The organism is Pontibacter sp. GD7, from assembly GCF_058216375.1.
Map to the genome: position 1 here is coordinate 542016 of NZ_JBYZMP010000002.1, position 19356 is coordinate 561371.

19 protein-coding genes and 3 tRNA genes are annotated in these 19356 nt (G+C 46.7%); 9 read left to right on the forward strand and 13 right to left on the reverse strand.

Going from position 1 to position 19356, the window contains the following annotated elements; all coding sequences use genetic code 11:
* Positions 1-65: 65 nt before the first annotated feature.
* The 4 genes from AC4BAP_RS05445 to AC4BAP_RS05460 all read right to left on the reverse strand — a co-directional run bounded on the left by AC4BAP_RS05445 (position 66) and on the right by AC4BAP_RS05460 (position 3148).
* Positions 66-137 (reverse strand) — tRNA-Thr (locus AC4BAP_RS05445).
* 114 nt (positions 138-251) lie between these two features.
* A tRNA-Gly gene (locus AC4BAP_RS05450) sits at positions 252-324 on the reverse strand.
* Positions 325-357: 33 nt separating this feature from the next.
* A tRNA-Tyr gene (locus tag AC4BAP_RS05455) sits at positions 358-441 on the reverse strand.
* A gap of 163 nt (positions 442-604) precedes the next feature.
* Positions 605-3148 carry a M1 family aminopeptidase gene (locus tag AC4BAP_RS05460; RefSeq protein WP_490581604.1) on the reverse strand — a complete coding sequence of 848 codons (2544 nt, stop codon included), beginning with the start codon at positions 3146-3148 and terminating at the stop codon, positions 605-607.
* An 85-nt stretch (positions 3149-3233) separates the two neighbouring features.
* Here AC4BAP_RS05460 and AC4BAP_RS05465 point away from each other — a divergent pair, with 85 nt between their 5' ends.
* The 3 genes from AC4BAP_RS05465 (at position 3234) to frr (ending at position 5217) form a co-directional block, all read left to right on the forward strand.
* The gene (locus AC4BAP_RS05465; protein ID WP_490581605.1) at positions 3234-3731 is read left to right on the forward strand and encodes an acyl-CoA carboxylase biotin carboxyl carrier protein subunit; all 498 of its coding nucleotides are present in this window, start codon (positions 3234-3236) and stop codon (positions 3729-3731) included.
* A gap of 80 nt (positions 3732-3811) precedes the next feature.
* Positions 3812-4543, forward strand: a complete 732-nt coding sequence (gene pyrH, locus AC4BAP_RS05470; protein ID WP_490581606.1) for a UMP kinase — start codon at positions 3812-3814, stop codon at positions 4541-4543.
* A 110-nt stretch (positions 4544-4653) separates the two neighbouring features.
* Positions 4654-5217 carry a ribosome recycling factor gene (frr, locus tag AC4BAP_RS05475; protein ID WP_490581607.1) on the forward strand — a complete coding sequence of 188 codons (564 nt, stop codon included), beginning with the start codon at positions 4654-4656 and terminating at the stop codon, positions 5215-5217.
* A 237-nt stretch (positions 5218-5454) separates the two neighbouring features.
* On the opposite strand, the gene nadD is transcribed toward frr, so the two are convergent.
* The 7 genes from nadD to AC4BAP_RS05510 all read right to left on the reverse strand — a co-directional run bounded on the left by nadD (position 5455) and on the right by AC4BAP_RS05510 (position 10622).
* Positions 5455-6027 (reverse strand): nicotinate (nicotinamide) nucleotide adenylyltransferase, encoded by a 573-nt coding sequence (gene nadD / locus AC4BAP_RS05480; RefSeq protein WP_490581608.1) that lies wholly within the window; start codon positions 6025-6027, stop codon positions 5455-5457.
* Positions 6024-6608, reverse strand: a complete 585-nt coding sequence (gene gmk / locus AC4BAP_RS05485; RefSeq protein WP_490581609.1) for a guanylate kinase — start codon at positions 6606-6608, stop codon at positions 6024-6026. Before gmk ends, nadD begins: the two co-directional genes overlap by 4 nt.
* Positions 6609-6614: 6 nt before the next feature.
* Positions 6615-6896 carry an anti-sigma factor family protein gene (locus tag AC4BAP_RS05490; RefSeq protein ID WP_490581610.1) on the reverse strand — a complete coding sequence of 94 codons (282 nt, stop codon included), beginning with the start codon at positions 6894-6896 and terminating at the stop codon, positions 6615-6617.
* Between the two features lie 28 nt (positions 6897-6924).
* Complete coding sequence (locus AC4BAP_RS05495; RefSeq protein ID WP_299822737.1) at positions 6925-7518, reverse strand: sigma-70 family RNA polymerase sigma factor; 594 nt, start codon at positions 7516-7518, stop codon at positions 6925-6927.
* Positions 7519-7726: 208 nt separating this feature from the next.
* Positions 7727-8791: a glycosyltransferase family 4 protein gene (locus tag AC4BAP_RS05500; RefSeq protein WP_490581611.1), complete on the reverse strand. Its 1065-nt coding sequence runs from the start codon at positions 8789-8791 to the stop codon at positions 7727-7729.
* 46 nt (positions 8792-8837) lie between these two features.
* Entirely contained in the window at positions 8838-9824 is a 987-nt protein-coding gene (locus AC4BAP_RS05505; RefSeq protein WP_490581612.1) for a glycosyltransferase family 2 protein, read from the reverse strand.
* Positions 9825-9851: 27 nt separating this feature from the next.
* Positions 9852-10622: a glycosyltransferase family 2 protein gene (locus AC4BAP_RS05510; RefSeq protein ID WP_490581613.1), complete on the reverse strand. Its 771-nt coding sequence runs from the start codon at positions 10620-10622 to the stop codon at positions 9852-9854.
* 160 nt (positions 10623-10782) lie between these two features.
* Here AC4BAP_RS05510 and AC4BAP_RS05515 point away from each other — a divergent pair, with 160 nt between their 5' ends.
* Entirely contained in the window at positions 10783-13782 is a 3000-nt protein-coding gene (locus AC4BAP_RS05515; RefSeq protein WP_490581614.1) for a ligand-binding sensor domain-containing protein, read from the forward strand.
* 29 nt (positions 13783-13811) lie between these two features.
* Positions 13812-14558, forward strand: a complete 747-nt coding sequence (locus AC4BAP_RS05520; RefSeq protein WP_490581615.1) for a LytR/AlgR family response regulator transcription factor — start codon at positions 13812-13814, stop codon at positions 14556-14558.
* An 88-nt stretch (positions 14559-14646) separates the two neighbouring features.
* Here the strand turns inward: AC4BAP_RS05520 and ahcY are convergent, their stop codons facing one another.
* On the reverse strand, positions 14647-15954 hold the full coding sequence (gene ahcY / locus AC4BAP_RS05525) for an adenosylhomocysteinase (RefSeq protein WP_490581616.1): 1308 nt from the start codon (positions 15952-15954) through the stop codon (positions 14647-14649).
* Between the two features lie 158 nt (positions 15955-16112).
* On the reverse strand, positions 16113-16805 hold the full coding sequence (locus AC4BAP_RS05530; protein WP_490581617.1) for a DUF4397 domain-containing protein: 693 nt from the start codon (positions 16803-16805) through the stop codon (positions 16113-16115).
* A gap of 199 nt (positions 16806-17004) precedes the next feature.
* Here AC4BAP_RS05530 and AC4BAP_RS05535 point away from each other — a divergent pair, with 199 nt between their 5' ends.
* The 4 genes from AC4BAP_RS05535 (at position 17005) to AC4BAP_RS05550 (ending at position 19056) form a co-directional block, all read left to right on the forward strand.
* Positions 17005-18192: a THUMP-like domain-containing protein gene (locus AC4BAP_RS05535; RefSeq protein ID WP_490581618.1), complete on the forward strand. Its 1188-nt coding sequence runs from the start codon at positions 17005-17007 to the stop codon at positions 18190-18192.
* A gap of 95 nt (positions 18193-18287) precedes the next feature.
* Positions 18288-18512, forward strand: a complete 225-nt coding sequence (locus tag AC4BAP_RS05540; RefSeq protein ID WP_490581619.1) for a hypothetical protein — start codon at positions 18288-18290, stop codon at positions 18510-18512.
* Between the two features lie 78 nt (positions 18513-18590).
* Positions 18591-18845 carry a hypothetical protein gene (locus AC4BAP_RS05545; RefSeq protein WP_490581620.1) on the forward strand — a complete coding sequence of 85 codons (255 nt, stop codon included), beginning with the start codon at positions 18591-18593 and terminating at the stop codon, positions 18843-18845.
* 25 nt (positions 18846-18870) lie between these two features.
* The gene (locus AC4BAP_RS05550) at positions 18871-19056 is read left to right on the forward strand and encodes a hypothetical protein (protein WP_490581621.1); all 186 of its coding nucleotides are present in this window, start codon (positions 18871-18873) and stop codon (positions 19054-19056) included.
* The last annotated feature ends 300 nt before the right edge of the window (positions 19057-19356 follow it).

Sequence of the window (19356 nt, forward strand, 5' to 3'; positions counted from 1 at the left end):
ATATTAAATTAAGGTTAAAACGTTTAAGTTTATGTCGCGCTTTTAATTACACGTAACGGACTTAGAGCCAACGATGGGAATTGAACCCACGACCCCTTCCTTACCAAGGAAGTACTCTACCCCTGAGCTACGTCGGCTTGATCCCATTCAGGAACCTAAATCTGCACCTATAGTAAAAAGGAAATCCATGCGCATGAAATTCCTTAAATAAAAGCCTATAAATACAAATACAGCTCCCTCATACCTGAGAGAGCGGGAGACGAGGTTCGAACTCGCGGCCTATAGCTTGGAAGGCTATCGCTCTACCAACTGAGCTACTCCCGCTTAAATACTAAAAGCCTTTCCGGCAAAAAAATGTGGGGAGAGCAGGATTCGAACCTGCGAAGTCATTACAACAACGGAGTTACAGTCCGTCCCATTTGGCCGCTCTGGAATCTCCCCATTAGTTAATTTTGCAATAAATCTGCAGAACTAGCTCCTTAGATCAGCCGCTTAAACCTGCGTTCTTCGTTCTAAGGAGATGCAAAATTAACCGCTTTTTCTTTCATGTCAAATATTCTTGAAAAAAAAGTTCATTTTTTTCTGAAGTTTATTTTTGACCATCTCAGTTATACATTTCCAACAACCGCTTATCTGTCTCATTCTCTTTTATTTCCGCCAGTATCTGTTGCACTTCCGGCTTCTCCGACATAACCATCAAGGCCTGGTATGCCGCCCCTCTTACATAGTAAATGTTATGGTTCTGCGCCAGACCACGTAATAATGCTATGGTTTCTGGGGTGTTTGTTTGTGGGTTTGCTGCTAAAAAAGCCCCAAAACTTTGCAACAGGTAATACAACGCCCCGCCCTTGCTTTGCCTGATTTTACTCACAAACCAGTCATACTTATCCGGACTGCCCTGCACGGCATAGAAAGAAGACAATGCCAAGGTAACCTCCTCCCCTTTTTCGTTTTCGAATTTGGCTAACCTGGCCATGGCGTCAGGCGCACCAGTGCCTGCATACCCGATAATACCTGCCGCCGCTACTGTGTAGAAACTATCCTGCATCGCATCCAGGTATACTTGTTTATACTTATCGCCTCCCCAGTTTGCCAGTGTAAGTATAGCATCGGCTCTAACCGATCCCTTTTTATCATTTGCTGCCAACTTCTTTATATCATCCAGCACAGGGTTTGCTTTGGCAGCATCTAATTGGCTCAAGGTGTTTATTGACGTACTTCTTACGACCCAATAATCATCTTTAAGACCAGCCTGTAGTAACTTCAACACCGCAGGATCTGTGAGTTGATCCTGGAGTCTAACTATGGCCTCCAGCTTTGGTGCAAGCATCCCGGCATTATAAAACTGGTAAACCAGCTCCTCTTTTGATTTTTCATGCGACACAGTGCCCAGCAATTGCTGTTCAGCATCAAAAACCACTAACTGTGACGGGCCTGCTACCTGGAAGGTAAATGTTTGCTCTGCCTTGTCTATTACTATAGGATAATCTGTCCTATTGCCATTTGACCACACCGCAACTTTTAAGGGCAACCGGTAAACAGGCATGTATGTGGTGTCCTGGAGTTGCTGCACCTTAACACTGAGCACGCCATTCTGGTAAGTATGGTTTACAGCAAGCTCGGGGTGTCCGGGATTCATAAACCATTGGTCGAAAAACCACATCAGGTCCATGCCTGTCACATCCTCAAAGGCCATGCGTAACTCTGCTACTTCCACGGCGGTATACTTGTGCTGTGTCAGGTAACGGTTAAGGGAAGCCCACCAGGCCTCATCGCCCACCAGTTTGCGTAACATATGCAGCACACGCCCCCCTTTGGCATAGGAATGGCTGTCAAACATGTCCTCTTTATCACCATAGTAATACCTGATAAGTGGCTCTCGCTTAGTTTCGGCTTCGTCAAGGTACTGCGCCAGCTCATCCATTTGCAAATAGGCAGCCTCATTGGGGCCATACCTGTGTTCTGCCCACAGGTATTCAGAGTAGTTTGCAAAAGCTTCGTTCAAAGGCAGGTTAGCCCACGATTCTGTTGTCACGTAGTCGCCGAACCACTGGTGAAATAGCTCATGCGCAATAATATTATCCCAATGCTTATCCAGTAGCTCACGTTCGTTCATCTGCAGGTCTTCCATAAACGTGGAGGCTGAGGTATTCTCCATTGCACCAGAAACAAAATCCCGTACTACCACTTGTGCATACTTTGACCATGGATACTCTACGCCAAGCTTTTTAGAGAAGAACTCCAACATCTCTGGTGTATTGCCAAAAATCTTTTTGGCTGTGTTTTTGTAAGCAGGCTCCACGTAGTAGGCAATTTCCTTATTGCGCCACTTATCCTTCACTACAGCATATTCACCAATGGCCATCATGGCTAAGTATGGCGCATGGGGCAACTCCTGCTTCCAGTAATCTGTCTTGGTACCGTCGGCGTTCTGACGCGAATACATGAAAGTGCCATTAGACAAAGTGGTATACTTAGGGTCTACTGTAATGTAGATTTCCTGCGTCATCCGCTCGTTGGGTGTGTCGATGGTTGGGAACCATGCTGAGTTAGACTCCGTTTCGCCCTGTGTCCAGATCTGCTTTGGTTTGTAGGGGTCGCTTCCCAGTGGGTTTATAAAGTATAGCCCCTTGTCTTGCGTAATGGCATCGCTACCCTGCACCTTCAGCTCGTTTGGTTTGGCGGTGTAGTCTATCTCTATGGTGTATTCTTCTGTGCGGGTATAGGTCTTGCCCAGGTCTATCACAAGCTTTTGCCCGTCATACTCATACTTTAAGGGAGTGCCATTGTACCCTTTCATCAGGTTTACCGCATGTATATCCATGCCCTTGGCATCGAGGGTAAGTTTATTTTGCGGATAGAAGTATGGCTTAAGCGTCAGTTCTGCAAGCCCGTTCAAATATTGCTTCTCCCAGTTAAAGCTAACCCGAAGCTTAGTGTGCAGCAGGTCGTGCTCCAGGGTGCGGGATGGATTAAAGCTATGTTTTTTAGGGGCCCACACCGGCTGTGTTTCAGTTACAGCAGCAGATGGCCGGCCAAGGCTCTGGTCTTCAGCGGCCGACTTACCTGAGGGTTTGCTGGTACTGCAACCACCGGCAAATGCCATCGTTACGGCAAGACCAACTACACTCAAAAATCTATGATTCATGACGGAATGTTTTAATTTTGAAGTCAAGTTCTAAAAATACTGTGAGAAATCAATTATCTTTAAGCTCTAAAACCACATACAACAGATGCTCCAGATAAAAACCGCTAACGACAAAACATGGCAGGTTGATATTCAGAAAGACTCCATTCTTCTAAACGGAACACCTTTAAACTGGGACATACAGCCTATTGGTCCTAACACTTACCATATCATAAAGGACAACAAGTCTTATACGGCCGAGTTAGTAGAGGCTGATTACCAGGCAAAGTCATTTACGTTCAAAATTAACGGTATTAAGCAAACTGTTTACGCCAAAGATCGTTTTGACCTATTGCTGGACCAGCTTGGCATGAGTGATGCCAATACCCAAAAGGTAAATGATGTGAAGGCTCCAATGCCCGGGCTTATACTTGACATTAAGGTACAGCCTGGCCAGGAAGTAAAGAAAGGTGACCCGATCCTTATTCTGGAGGCCATGAAAATGGAAAACATCCTGAAGTCGCCGGGTGATGGTGTTGTGAAAGAAATTAAAGTGCAGCCACGACAGAACGTGGAAAAGAATCAGGTTTTGATTTTATTTTAACTTTTTTGTGTTGCCATTTGGGCAGCACCTGTCTGCCCTCAACAACTTTAGACCAAACTTATAACAAAATAGTATAGATCGTGAAGTATAAGAGAATATTACTAAAGCTTAGCGGTGAGGCGCTGATGGGAGAACAGCAGTACGGTATCGACTCTAACAGGCTGATACAGTATGCGCAGGAGATTAAAGAAGTGGCAGCGCTTGGCGTTGAGGTGGCCGTAGTTATTGGCGGTGGCAACATATTCAGAGGTGTGCAGGCCGAGCAGGTTGGCCTTGACCGCGTGCAGGGCGACTATATGGGTATGCTGGCAACGGTAATTAACAGCATGGCCCTGCAAAGTGCCCTCGAAAAACTTGGCGTTTATACTCGTTTGTTATCCGGCCTAAACATACAGCAGGTATGCGAGCCATACATTCGCCGCCGTGCAGTGCGCCACCTGGAGAAAGGCCGCGTGGTTATTTTTGGTGCCGGCACCGGAAACCCCTACTTTACAACAGACTCTGCGGCCAGCTTACGCGCAATAGAGATCGAGGCGGATGTGGTGTTGAAAGGCACTCGTGTAGATGGCATCTACTCTGCAGACCCAGAGAAGAACCCGGATGCGATCTTCTACAGAAACATCTCGTTTAAGGATGTGTTTGAAAAAGGCCTGAACGTGATGGACATGACAGCTTTCACGCTTTGCAAAGAAAACGGCTTGCCAATAATTGTGTTTGATATGAATACACAAGGCAACCTGAAGCGCCTGGTGCAGGGCGAGGAAATCGGAACGCTTGTTACCATGGACGACCTGACAGAGACCATAAAGTAACAAACATAGCGCACCGGCAGGCTCGATTAAAACAAAACAGCAAAAAATCAGTAGTTTTGCATCATAACCCTACGTATAGTTTCATCAGAAATTTTAAGCGATAATTTGATATGACGGAAGAAATTCAGTTTTACCTCAGCGAAGCAGAGGAGTCTATGGAAAAAGCAGTGCAGCACACTAGCTCAGAGCTTACAAAGATCCGTGCTGGCAAAGCCTCTCCTGCTATGGTGGATGGTCTGCGTGTTGACTACTACGGCACTCCTACTCCTATTTCTCAGGTAGCCAACGTTATGGCTCCGGATGCACGCACTTTGCTAATCAAGCCCTGGGAAAAAAATATGCTGGGCGAGATCAACAAAGCCATCAAGAACAGCGACCTGGGCCTTAACCCGCAGCAGGAGGCTGATGCAATCCGTCTGAATATTCCGGCACTTACTGAAGAGCGCCGCCGTGAGCTGGTTAAGCAGGTAAAGAACGAAACTGAAAACGGCAAGATCAGTGTCCGCAACGTGCGCAAAGACGTGAACGACTCGCTGAAGAAATTGCAGAAAGAAGGCACTTCTGAAGATGCTGTACGCGACGCGGAAGCCAAAGTGCAGAAGTTGACGGATGCTTACATCGTTAAAATTGATGAGCTGCTTGCCAAGAAGGAAGCAGAGATCATGACGATATAAAAAGACGCAAGACACAGGATATACAGGATATAAGACATAAGACTTTTATTCTGGCTTATAAAAAAGAGAGCCCCGCAACCAAAATTGCGGGGCTCTCTTTTTTTATCTTAACTACAGTTTGATAGGGGATTTGTGGGGTCAGACAAGATTAACTTTAGCGAAACCAAATTTATACTTTAGTCCTCTCCAACAAAAATCCGTCAAATCAATCTAATCCCCATTAATCTGCGGTTTAGACTACTGGAACAGCTTGTGTACCTTGATGTACTCTGCTACGTCGTCGGGTACGAGGTATTTTATACTTTTCTCCTCCTTGATGCACTGCCTGATAAAGGTGGCCGAGATATCAAGTATGGGCGCTTTTACAAATGTTACGCTGGGCATGTCGGGCAGCTCGGTGGTTACGGAGCCTGAGCGCGGATATACATACACCCGATGGTATTTAAGTATACTTTCGTAATTCTTCCACTTCGGGAAAAGCGGCAGGTTGTCCTCCCCCATTATCAGCACAAACTCATAGCTCGGGTACTTCTCCTGCAGGTACGTCAACGTATCAATGGTGTAGCTTGGCTTGGGCATGCTAAACTCGATGTTAGACACCCCCAACACCGGATTATCCGCAATCGCCAGCGACACCATGTGTAGCCTGTCGAACTCATGCAACAGCGTGTTGCTGGGTTTGAATGGATTCTGAGGCGACACAACCAGCCACACCGTGTCCAGGTCGGTATTGGTTGCCATGAAGTTGGCCAGGATCAGGTGCCCTATATGGATCGGGTTAAAGGAGCCGAACAACAGCCCTACTTTCATACGATGGCAGGTTCTGCATTCAGGAACTCGTTCACCAGCTTTTCAGCCTCGCGGCACGCTTTGTCCAGGTCATCGTTCACGATCACGGTGTCGAACTGGTCTTCGAAGCCAAGCTCGAACTTTGCTTTAAAAACACGGCTTGATATACTTGATGCCGAATCGGTGTTACGTGCAGTCAAACGCTTGGCCAGCTCGTCTATTGAAGGCGGCTTTACGAAAACAGCCAGCGCCCTTTCTTTGTAGAAGTGCTTTATACTTAATCCGCCCTTCACATCAACATCCAAAATCACATGTTTGCCGCTCTTCCAGATGCGCTCCACCTCCGATTTCAGAGTGCCGTAAAAGGCGCCCTCGTATACTTCTTCCCACTCAACAAACTCGTCGTTGGCGATTTTCTGCTTAAAATCTTCCGGAGTGATGAAGTAGTAATCTTTTCCGTTTACCTCGGTTCGGCCGCGCTTATCGCGTGTGCAGGCCGAAATTGAGAAGCTCAGGTTAGGGTTAACGTTGAGCAGGTGCTTAACAATGGTAGTTTTGCCGGCGCCAGACGGTGCCGAAAAGATGATGATTTTGCCTTGCATTAGGGACTATAAAGTTTCTTGAATCTTCGCTCTGATCGATAATGCCAGGCTTTCCGGCACTATCACGCGCTTGAGATGGCCGCTGATGATCCCTTTAAGAAGCTTTTGTTTCTGATGGTTCTCGAAACAACTTACACACTCTTCAACGTGTGTATTAAAAAATTTCTCTTCTTCAGAGGAGGCTTCGCCGTCAATAATGAGGTCCAGCATGTCAGACACCTTGTCACAGTGTGTATCGTAACTCTCGTCGGGTATCTTCTGGTAAACTTCTGTAATTTTCGATTCCATCTTAACTAAAAACTCTTAAAATATCTTGCTAACTGTTATAACCCATTGTTTTGGCATATTTTTCCAACTTCTCCTTCAAAGAGTTTCGGGCACGGTGCAATCTCGATCTTACAGTACCTATCGGGATGTCCAGTATCTTGGCCATTTCCTCATAGGTAAAACCTTCCAGATCACAAAGTATAATTACTGTCCTGAAGTCGACTGGCAAAGCATTTAAGGCGCTGGCTACTTCATCTCCGATCAGGTCCTGCACACTCTCGGTGCGCATGTCTGTGGTAGAAGCCACCCCGCTCTCACCCTCTACGTCTTCGGAGTTATAATACCCCTCTACTTCGCTGTAATCTACCTTGGCAGGTTGCTTGCTTTTTTTCCGAAACTCGTTTATGAATGAGTTCTTCAGGATTCGGAACAGCCATGCTTTTGCATTAGTTCCTTGCTCGAAGTAGTCAAAAAAACGATAGGCTTTCAGATAGGTCTCCTGCACCAGGTCATTGGCGTCGTCTTCGTCTAAGGTGAGCCTGTAGGCAAAGTTATACAAGGGGTCCAGCACAGGCAGCAGTTCGGCCTCAAACCGTGCGTCTTTCTCCTCTTTACTAAGCTGTTTACCTGTTTGCTCGCTCATCAACTTGGATTTTGTACTTTTGTGAAGTCCTCAATCGCGTATTTATACGCAAATATAGAAATTTTAATTACATACAGCAGTAGCACGCTTAGGGTTGCACCTGTTGTGGTATATATACTATAGCCTGATAAGATTTGAAAAATTTGACCGCTTTTCGGAAAAAAATTCAGTTACCGGGCAGTATTTATCCATACTTACGTTTACGGGCTTATTGTTTCCTGTCTGCAGTAAATAAATTTTCTAACATTGCGGCCGACTTTTCCCAGGAGAATTTTCTGGCTATGTGCAGTCTGCCCTCTCTCGATAATTTGTAGCGCTTTTCGTCATTCTCGATAAGCATCCTGATTGTTTCATAGATCTGCTCGACATTCCTGTGCTCTACGGTACAGGCATTCTCTCCGTCTATCGCAAACTCACGGTGCCCCCCTATGTCGGTGCAAACCAGGCAACACCCGCAAAGCATGGCCTCGGTGCAGGTAAGCCCCCAGCCCTCGCTCAGGCTCGGCGACAGAAAGATGCTGTTCCGGTTATAGATCTCCCTGATGTTGGAGGGGTTGCGGTTATACTTGATCCAGTCTGGAAGGCTCGCCGGCTTTTTAGGCACACTAATCAGATCGACGGTAAGGTCCGGGAATACGTTTTTAAGCCTTAAAAGCGCCTCTAACCCATACTTCGACCCTTTCAGCTCTTGTTCGGAAAACATCATGCACACGCTTGCCGGTTTACGGCTCTGAATTGGCGTGGTCTCATAATAAGATTTTGTGCTTACTGCATTGGGTATATAGATGGGTGTTTTACCAGAAATCTTTTGCACCACTTCCTGAAGGTGCCTGGAGATAACGATGTGCTTTACTGGTAAATGGTAAGAATGGTGCACCAGGTCTTCATGCCCGTCCCAAACCTCGTACCCCTGTATCAAATTATACTTGCGGCCTTTGGTGGCACTCAGCTGGCTTACCTGTATTGCAGTGGCCCACCAGGTTGATACTGTTGCATCGGCATCGGGAATATACTTGTCCGAAATTTCGGGTACAATAATACTTTTTATTTGCGGGTGCAGTTTATACCAGGCCGGACGCGATGCACCTTTCATAAAAAAGAGAAACTGCTTATACCAGAGCGGGCTCTTCATGGTTTTGTGCATCTGCTTGATCCCATGTATTATCGTAACATCGTGTCCCCTGTCAGCCATCTGGTTGGCATACTCATACATAACCTTTACTCCGCCGCTGGGCTTTGTAGCCGGAAAAGGAACAACAAAATTAATTTTCATGTAGCGGGAATCTGGTTACTTTATGCAGCAAAGTATAACTGCACGGTTAAAACTTTTTAGTATGGGCGTTTAGCTTGCTCAGAATAAAATCAGCCACCTGCTTTACACTTTGCCTTCTGTTTACCTGCCTGGCCAGCCTGTTAAAGTCTTTTCTTGATTGCCTTACTTTACCATAAGAACCAATAAACATTCCAAGCGAATTTAGATAGTGCCACCTGAAGGTCAGTACACGAACCAGTGCCTCAGGTAGTAGCTGCATGAACCACAGCAGGCGCTTTACCCCTTCCAGGTGGATGGCATGCAGGTACATTTTGTTGCGGTCGTAAACCGTGCTAACATACTTCTTTTTGCTCTTGGACTTAATCGAAGTAGACACCTGGTGCCGGCAAACGCTGCTATAATCATAGTAGCACTTGTACCCAAGACGCCAAGCCCGCAACGATAGTTCATAGTCCTCCACGTAAAAAGGCGAAAACAACTCGTTAAAGCCCCCTATCTGCAGAAACTTCGCTTTATCGATAAATGCGTTTGCCCCTGACAGGTACATCGAGTAAAGGCCATCCTGCATCAGCGCTTCGTCTTTAAGCAGGTAGTTGCCCGATGTCTTTATTTTGCTGCCGTGATAGTATGGGTATTTGGCGCCATCCTGAATCTTGTCATCGTCCCAGCCAACAATGCGGCCCATCACCCCAAAGGTGTCCGGCTTGTCAAAGTACTTGTACTGATTGTCAAAATAACCCGGAGTCAGCTTTACATCACTGTTTAGTAACAATACTTTATCGTATGCCGCAGCCCTGATTCCCTTGTTGGCTGTAACCGAAAAGCCGCTGTTCACGCTGTTTTGCAAGATGCGCACCTCCGGATAATGCTGCCGCAGGTACTCAACTGAAGCATCAGTAGAGCAATCATCAACAACAATGATCTCATAGGGTTTGCCCGCATGCCTTAGCGTTTCTACTACTGTTGGCAAAGTATGCTCGAAAAGGCGTACCCCGTTGTAGTTCGGGATCACAACTGATATACCTGTTACCATGCGTATTCTATTAATTTTAGCGGCTGTTTATACTTTGTCTGGCCCACCTGCCTTATTGGCCAGGTACAGTTTGCTATACTTCAGGAAAACTGTGTAGGCAGAAAGCCCCGCGATGAAGAACCCACTAAAGCCATCCAGGAAACCGCGCTGCAGGAAGTAAGTCTTGAAGAAACGGAACGGCGGCTTTACAAGTATGGCGAGCACAGAAGTCTGCTTTCCTTTCTGCCAGCTTTCCACCATAAACAGGTCAGTGTATTTGTTAATCTGGTCGAGGTGCTGCTTTACGTTATGGCTATAATAATGCAAAATATCGCCTTTCAACTTTTTCACGGTACTGCCTCCAGACATTTGGATGCTCTCGTGAAGCTTTCCTACCCAAGCACCTTTCGTTTTATCAAACAGCCTTAGCTTGCAGTCAGGGTACCAGCCCGAATGCTTTATCCATTTGCCTCTGTAGCAGGTAAGCCTGTTCATTTTGTAGGCATCAGCAGTCCAGTTACTTTTCACTTGAAGTATGGCTTGCCTCAGTTCTTCTGTCAGCGCCTCGTCAGCGTCAAGTGAAAGGATGTAATTGTGAGAGGCGATTGCATTGGCAAAGTTTTTCTGCTCGCTGTACCCCTCAAACACATTTTCCACAAACACAACACCATGATTCAGGCAGATCTCCTTCGTACGATCAGTAGAGAGCGAGTCCACTACCACTATCTCATCTGCTACTCCTTCAACAGATTTCAGGCAGCGCTCAATGTTGGCCTCCTCGTTAAAGGTGATAATGGTAACAGACAGTTTTACTTGCATCAGGAACAATATTGGGTTTAATGCTGCAAATATCGGGGTTTTAACTCTAAAATCTTGTGTATAAGCAGGTTTTAAACGTAACAAAAACACTAATTTATAGTACAATACATATTTGCACTATTTGCTCCACCATTGCTACGGCATTACCTGCTGCCTCTACATGCTTAAACGCCCTTTATACATTGTCATGTTAGCTTGTGCACTTCTGATTGTGATCAGTGCACAGGTAAGGGCACAGCAGTATAATTTCCGTAACTGGACGTTGGAACAGGGCTTACCTCAGTCGCAGGTAAAGGATATTCTCCAGGACCACACAGGGCATTTATGGATAGCCACCAGAGGGGGCGTCAGCCGTTTCGACGGAAAGCAATTTTATACTTTCACAGACGAAAGCGGCCTTAGCAGCAACAACATTTCAGCCCTGCACCAGGACAGGCAAAAGAACATCTGGATAGGCACCTCTGACCGGGGCATTGTTAAATACGACGGAAAGAAGCTGACTAAGTATGGCAGAGAACAAGGGCTGGCAGCCAGCACTGTTTATGATATCGCAGAAGACAGCGAGGGTAGTGTTTGGCTTGCTACTGAGGCAGGCCTATACTATTACAAAAATGGCTCATTTAAAAAGTATACAGAATTGCCCGAGCAGCCGTACCATGCTGTGCTCATAACCCCGGACAATGAAGTATGGGCCGGAAGCCACTCTGATGGATTACACCGCATCACCAACTCAGGGGTACACCATTACACTACTGAAAACAGCGCACTGCCCAGCAATCAGATCACCACGTTGTATCAGAAAAAGGGCAAAAATCTATGGATCGGCACCGAAAACGGCCCTGCAAGATTCTCAGACAACACCATTTATACCTTTGACCTGCCAATTAACAGAATAGACCTGGAGGTATCATCATTCCTGGTAGACCTGTACGGCAACCTGTGGATCGGCCTAAAACAAAATGGGTTGGTTAAGTTTGATGGCAAACACTACACTCACTTTAACAGGCAGAACGGCCTCAGGTCCAAGCGGGTGATTGCACTGGCCTCCGACAGGGAAGGGAACATCTGGATAGGCACTAACGGGTATGGGCTACAGCAGTATACCTCGCCGTGGTTTGTACACTATTTTGATTTCACGGAGATAAGTGAGCCCCGCATAACGGCCTTAACTAACGATAACAAAGGCAGGGTATGGGTTGGCACAGACGAAGGCACCACCGCTTACCTGGAAGGCGGCCGATTAAACTGGAACCTGAAGCCAATCTGGAGCGAAGGCACTACGGTGCACCGCATCACTGTAAACAACGGAAAGTATACATGGGTAGCAACCAGCAATGGAGCCTGGGAAATTACCCCTACTGGGTACACCCATTACACCACGGCAAACGGACTGCCTGCCAACGAAGTATACCAGTGCCTTCCTGATAGCAAAGGAAACATTTGGATGGCCACTGCCAATGGCATTGCATGCTATACCAAAGAGGGCGTGAAAAAGTATAAAATGCCAGCCATACTTCCGGTGGCAAGAATCTACCACCTGCACCTGGATGGTAAAGAACAGCTGTGGATAGCTGCCTCTACTGGGGTGTATAAACTGGTGAACGGAGAGGTTGTAAAGGCATCTGAGTTAGCGCATTTTCAGCTAGAAGAAGTTACATCGGTGGCGGAAGACAAGTATGGCAACTTATACTTTGGTGGCTTTAACTACGGTATAGCTGTATTAAACGACAGATGGGGCAAGCCAAAACTTTTTACCCGCGAGGATGGCCTGCCCAACGAAGGCATAAAGGGACTATACGTTGACAGCAACGACAACCTATGGGTAGGCACAAGCAGAAATGTACTGAAAATCTTTCTCCCGAAACTCCGCGAACACAAGAAACTCAGTTTTAGAAGCTATTCCGGGGCAAACGGTTTTAGGGGCATCGAAATAAACAACAATGCCATTACGCAAACCCCTGACGGCAGCATCTGGTTTGGCACTACAAAAGGACTTACAAAGTACCTGCCCAAACTCGACAGGCGCAACAAAGTGTTCCCTACGGTTATGCTGAACGATATCATGCTGTTTCAGAAGCCTACCGACTGGCAGCAGCTTGGCTACCCACCCGATTCGGCAACGGGTTTACCGCGCGACCTGAAACTGCCACACACCCAGAACCATATCACGTTTAACTTTAACGCCATTTGCTTGTCCGGGCCTGAGCAGGTTAGGTATAAATACCGCCTTAAAGGGTACCAGAAGCAGTGGTCGGCGGCCACAGACCAGGCTTACGCAAGTTACCCCAATCTTGCCCCCGGCGACTATACTTTCGAATTGCTGGCCCAGAATAACGATGGCTACTGGACTCCAAAGCCCCTGGCTTATACTTTGTCTATTGTGCCCCCGATCTGGCGCCGCGAGTGGTTTATTGGGGTGTTGCTGCTTGTGGTGGCCGGTGCTGTGCTCAGTATCATAAAACTGCGCGAACAAAGCCTTGTTAAAATGAACTCGTTGCTCGAAATGCGGGTAAACCACCGCACCCGGCAGCTGGAGCGCAAGAACCGCGAGAAAGAAATGCTGCTGCAGGAGATCCACCACCGGGTAAAGAATAACCTACAGATCGTGATCAGCATGCTAAACCTACAGTCGAGGTATGTGCAGGACCCGCAGGCAACAGAGGTAATGCGTGCACTCAAAAGCCGCGTGCGCTCTATGGCCATACTGCACGAGCGCCTCTACCGCCACGACGATATTGGGGAAATAGACCTTGATGATTATTTCAGGGGCATTTGCGAAAGCTTGTACGAAGCCTATGGCACCACCGAAGAGCAGGTGCACCTGGAGTTAAGGGTGCCTCCTATTAAGGTAGACATAGATACCGCCATTACGCTGGGCCTGATTGTAAACGAACTGGTTTCCAACTCACTGAAGTATGCGTTCCCGGTGCCGGGCCATAACGGCTTGTTACGGGTGATTTTGGAACAACAATCGAACGGCACTTATACTTTAATCGTAAGCGATAACGGTAGAGGCTTGCCTGTTGATTTCGATGAAAAGATGAAAAGTTCTTTCGGACTGCAATTAGTATCCTCGCTGAGTAAAAAAATTAACGGTAAAATAAATTTTTGCAACAACAATGGCACTAATTCAATATTATCTTTTGTTTTGCCACCATAATTATTATTTTCCCGTAAGAACTTAAAGCTATGACTAAACCTAAAATTCTTATATCGGAAGATGAAGTGATAATTGCCGAGGACCTTGCGGCCAGCCTGGAGGAACTGGGCTATACAACCTGTGCAATAGACTCTGGCAAGAACACAATCGATAAAATCCGGGAAACGCAGCCGGATCTGGTACTGCTTGACATTAATCTTGGAAATGGACAGGATGGCGTTGAGATCGGGAACCGTATAAGGCAGGAGTTCGATATCCCTTTCATTTACCTTACTGCATACGCAGACCATGCCACCATTGATCGGGCCAAGAAAACCGAGCCCGATGGTTTTTTAGTGAAGCCTTTTGATGAGAAGAGCCTGCGCTCTGCCATCGAGATAGCGCTCTACAAGCATGATAGCGGGCACCGCGAAGAGAAGGAACTGAATGGTACGCAAATAGCTGACAAAGACCAGGAGGTTATCAACGATTACATTTTTGTAAAGGTAAAGCACCGTATCATAAAGGTGCAGTACAGCGATATTATCTGGGTAGAGGCTTACGACAACTATTCGTTTATCGTAACCGCCGATCAGAAGTACCTGGTAAGCTCTACTTTAAAAGACATGGAACACAAGTTGCCGGCCCAAAGCTTTGTGCGGGTACACAGGTCCTATATTGCCAACCTGGACAAGATAGAGGCACTGGAAGAAAACGCAGTTGTGTTCTCGAAGGGCGAGATCCCGATAGGCAAATCTTATAAAAAGGCACTGATGTCGAAGTTCAACATCATCTGAAAGATAAGTTCACAGTATCATGGCTTTAAAAACAAAGAGCCGGCACATACCAATGCGCCGGCTCTTTTTATATGAAAGCAATCGCTTCTTAGTATCTGTAATACTCTGGCTTGTAAGGTCCTTCAACCTCAACACCAATGTAACGTGCCTGGTCAGGCGAAAGCTCATCCAGTTCAGCACCGATCTTACCAAGGTGCAGGCGAGCCACTTTCTCGTCAAGGTGCTTCGGCAAAGTATAAACTTTGTTCTCGTAAGCCTCTGCATTTGTCCAAAGTTCTATCTGGGCAAGTGTTTGGTTAGAGAATGAGTTAGACATTACAAAAGAAGGGTGACCGGTAGCACAACCCAGATTTACAAGGCGGCCTTCTGCCAATACAATGATGTCTTTACCCTCGATGTTGTAAAGGTCTACCTGTGGTTTGATCTCGTCTTTTGTCTGGCCGTAGTTTTTGTTCAGCCAGGCCATGTCAATCTCGTTGTCGAAGTGGCCGATGTTACAAACAATCGTCTTGTCCTTCATCAGGCGGAACTCCTGCTCACTGATGATGTCTTTGTTACCAGTAGCTGTAACCACTATGTCAGCCTCTTTAACAGCATCCACCATACGCTTAACCGCGAAACCGTCCATGGCAGCCTGAAGCGCGCATATCGGATCGATCTCGGTAACGATAACACGGGCACCAGCACCTCTAAGCGAGGCAGCAGAACCCTTGCCCACATCGCCGTAACCAGCCACAACAGCTACCTTACCAGCCATCATTACGTCAGTAGCACGACGAATAGCATCTACAAGAGATTCTTTACAACCATACTTGTTGTCGAATTTAGATTTAGTAACAGAGTCGTTAACGTTAATGGCAGGCATTGTAAGCGTGCCGTTCTTCATACGCTCGTACAAGCGGTGCACACCAGTAGTAGTCTCTTCGGAAAGGCCTTTGATACCAGCTGCCAGCTCCGGATACTGATCAAGCACCATGTTAGTCAGGTCACCACCATCATCCAGGATCATGTTAAGCGGCTTGCGCTCATCGCCAAAGAACAATGTCTGCTCAATACACCAGTCAAACTCTTCTGCGGTCATACCTTTCCAGGCGTAAACCGAGATACCTGCAGCAGCAATGGCAGCAGCGGCGTGGTCCTGAGTAGAGAAAATGTTGCAAGAAGACCAGGTAACCTCAGCACCCAGCTCCACCAGTGTCTCAATCAGAACAGCAGTCTGGATTGTCATGTGAAGGCAACCTGCAATGCGGGCACCTGCCAGTGGCTTGCTTGGGCCATATTCTTCACGGATAGCCATCAGACCTGGCATTTCTGCCTCTGCCAACCTGATCTCTTTACGTCCCCATGCTGCCAGGGAGATGTCTTTTACTTTGTACTTAAGCTGTGTATCGATCATTATCTATATTTTTTCAGGTAAAACACAAAATTACGCAATTTGTTGCGCAAGTTCAACAATACTTACCTATACTTCTGATCCTCAGGGTAACAATAGAAAAACGGCAGCGCCAACTTATAAAGCTGGCGCTGCCGCATGTAGTCTTCTTCAAGAGTATTTTAATTATTTACGATCACTTCGGCCCCTAGGGTGTTGTTGTTGCCCGATGGTGGAGTAACAAAGCCCCTGGCAAAAATGGTATAGATCGCACCGTTTGTTAACTGCACCTGCGTAGTAAGCACTGCGTTTGTAGATCCTGCTGGTCTTACCTCCAAAGTATAAGTTCCGGCATCAACTGGCGTAAAAGCTGTGCTACCCTTAAACTGAATGTTTGAAAACAGAACCGGGCCATTCTGAACTGCAACATCCACAGCTGGTGCATCCGGCGACAAGTGCACGAAACGAACATGGGCCTTACCCGATGCCGGTGCAGTCAGGTCGTCTTCCAGCACCACTGCCTCTATATTAGATAAAGTGTTCGCAGCGAACACGCTATAAGCCTTATCCGCATCCAGCGTAACATTGGCATCTATCACGGCACTACCAACGGCTGCACCGGCAGGCACTACTTTAAAGTTACGGCTGCCATCATCCACGTCCAGGTAGCCAGTGTTGTTCGGGTAATTAAGCGCAGTGGCATTTACTTTGGTATTATCCACGTACAGGTCAACGGCTGGGGCATTGGGTGAGGCATGCACTACCATTACCTGCGCGTTATCCTCCAGCAAATCCAAATCATCGTCGTCGTCGCAGGCTGTAAAAAACATAACAGGTAATACAGCCAGTAATAATAATCTTAAGCTCTTCTTCATAGTTGAAATCAATTTTCTAAGTAAAACAATTAGATAACTCTCTAATAAACTGTTATCTGATATTTTTGTTTAATGTTCTTATAAATTTATTAAACAAAATTAAAATATGCTACTCTCAATAATTAGCCGGCCAATGTAGCAATCCTCTATAAAACGGATAAAATCTATACTTTTGTACTTGCTTTACAGCTTTTTCAAAATGCGCCTATTTACACTAGAAGAGAAGCAATTTATTCAGGAGCACCTGCACCAGGACCCAGCCACGCTCATGTTGCAGGCCAGGCGTTACCCGCAATTGCCCGTGCTTGAGCTGGTGCAGCAGATCCAGGCCCGCCAGAAAGCCGCGCAAAAACTGCCAACCTGGGCTCACAATCCTGATACTGTTTTCCCGGTCTTGCTTTCTGTAGAGCAGAGCTCATCGGAGCAAACAGCTGCGTTTAAGGCTTCTCTGCTAAGTGGCAAATTGCTGGTTGACCTTACAGGTGGCTTTGGAGTGGACAGTTTATACTTTGCCAGGCAGTTTGATGAGGTCGTGCACCTGGAACAGAACCCTGAGTTGCAGGAAATAGCAGCGCATAATTTTAAACTACTCGGTGCTGGCAATATCCAAAGTATAAATACCACTGCCGAGGAATACCTGAAGGCATTTACCGGAAAAGCCGATGTGATTTACCTGGACCCTGCCCGTCGGGGTCACCAACACGAAAAGCTGCACCTGCTGCAAGACTGCGAGCCAGATGTGCTGCACCTGTTGCCGCTTCTGTTTCAGAAAGCCGATGCCGTTCTGCTTAAAACCTCTCCGATGCTGGACATTGACCAGGCAGTAGAGCAACTTGGCTGTGTAAGCCGTTTGTGGGTGGTAGCGGTACAGAACGAGGTAAAAGAGGTTTTATACTTACTGCAAGCCGGTGCACCCGCACCAACCGAAACAGCACGAACTGCAGTTAACCATTTGGCACAAGCGCCTGCCCAAACCCTGGACTTTAGCCGTGCCAGCGAAGAAGCCGCAACTCCCCGATACACAGACCCCATGCAATTTGTGTATGAGCCCAACGCAGCTATACTTAAGGCAGGTGCTTTTAAAACAGTGGCACAGAAGTATAATATAGGCAAGCTGCACCCAAACAGCCACCTGTATACCTCTGCTATACTTATACCCGATTTTACGGGACGCAGCTTTCAGTGCATGGCCATTAGCCGCTACCATAAAAAAGAGCTGCTTAAGCACCTGCCTGCAAAAAAAGCCAACATCACAGTCCGTAATTTTCCGGAGTCTGTAGCCGAGATACGCCGCAAAACAGGCATAAAAGAAGGAGGTGACATTTACCTGCTTTTTACCACTGACATGCACCAGAAACCCATTGTGCTAGTTTGCAGAAAGGCATAATTACCCTCCATTTTACTGAACCACACGCCCTTAGCTTCGTACACTAGTTGGTAAGTCTGCGCCATGCAGGCTACTTTTCACCTTACCAATTGCCTATGAAGACGGACAAGCGCAACGACCAAAACAGGCTGTCGCAGGATGTAAACGATACTTCCCGCACCATGCAGCCCAACCTTGGCAGCGAACAGGGCCCGCACCGCAACCCACCTACCTCTAAGGCTAAAGACAGCAATACTGAACCTGACTGGCATAACGATGCAAAGGCTTATACCCAAATAGGCAGCCAGGATAAAGAAGACAACAGCGATAGCCCAAAGTAGGGCTTTACCATACCAATAGAAAATTATTAGCCGGGCACACTGCCTGATATATGTTTCACTTAAAATTCTAAAACCACAATGAAAGGACAGAAAAACACCAATTGGGAGTTTCATGGTTTTGCCAGCAACCCTCAAAAATCATTTGAAGATGGTAAGAAAGGAAACCGCTTAGCTGTACAGGCTTCGCTGGATAAAAGCCGTCCGGCCGCAGAGGATACAAGTGATAACCTTGGCAGAAGCCAGGCAAAATCATCAGGTGGCAAAGGCTGGTCCAGTGCAGGCGGCAAGCGTAGCGATAGCGGCAAACAGGCGCAATCAGATGCCGAAGAATAGCAGCTCATTTTATTAAGATCGAGTCATGAAAAATAAAGATCAGAATAAAAGCAAACAGTCCGAGTTGACGGACACAAGCAAAAGCAACCCAAAAGATATTGGCAACAGCCTGAAGCGGGATATAACAGATACCAAACTAATCAAAAAGCAAACCCCGCAAGGCCGTACCGATAACGAACAAGATCAAGGCAAACCACTATTTGACCTTTAACTTAAACCTATAGTATAAAAAGAGCCACAGCAGCAGTGTTGTGGCTCTTTTTGTTAACAGGATTTATCGCAATTTTTATATCTTGAGAAGTATTTAAATTGTTCTGTGCTTCGTGCAGATGGTGGAGTTAGGAGTAGTAAAGCTGTTTAGAGTTTTGGCTAAAAAACTTGGACCCGCCACATGAGTCATCCCGAACTTTGTAATGGGATGAAAAAGGGAAGCCTCCTGTTTTAGGGATATAGCTATATGTATCACCTAAAGACAGGAGGCTTCTATGTGTTCTGCTTCTAAAAACGCCGG